Below are 315 nucleotides of genomic sequence, written 5' to 3' on the forward strand. Positions count from 1 at the left end.
CGGGCAAGGGCTTCGCGGTCGTCGCATCGGAAGTGCGCGCGCTGGCGCAGCGCTCCGCCGACGCCGCCAAGGACGTCAAGACGCGCATCACCGCGTCGAGCGAGCAGGTCGAACTGGGCGCGGCGCTGGTATCGCAGACCGGCGAGGCGTTGACCCGCATCATCGCGCGCATCACCGAGATCAGCGCGCTGATGTCCGACATCGCGTCGTCGGCGGAGCAGCAGTCCACCGGATTGCAGCAGGTCAATACCGCGGTCGCAGAGATGGACGGCGTGACGCAGCAGAACGCCGCGATGGTCGAGGAAGCAACCGCCG

Annotated in this window: 1 protein-coding gene; it reads left to right on the plus strand. The window is 68.9% G+C overall.

What is annotated here, in order from left to right:
* Positions 1-315, plus strand: a 315-nt coding sequence (locus AX685_RS14960) for a methyl-accepting chemotaxis protein (RefSeq protein ID WP_231738919.1), incomplete at both ends; no start/stop codon positions are given.

Source organism: Sphingomonas sp. CCH9-F2, assembly GCF_001556735.1.
Classification (GTDB): Bacteria; Pseudomonadota; Alphaproteobacteria; order Sphingomonadales; family Sphingomonadaceae; genus Sphingomonas; species Sphingomonas ginsenosidimutans.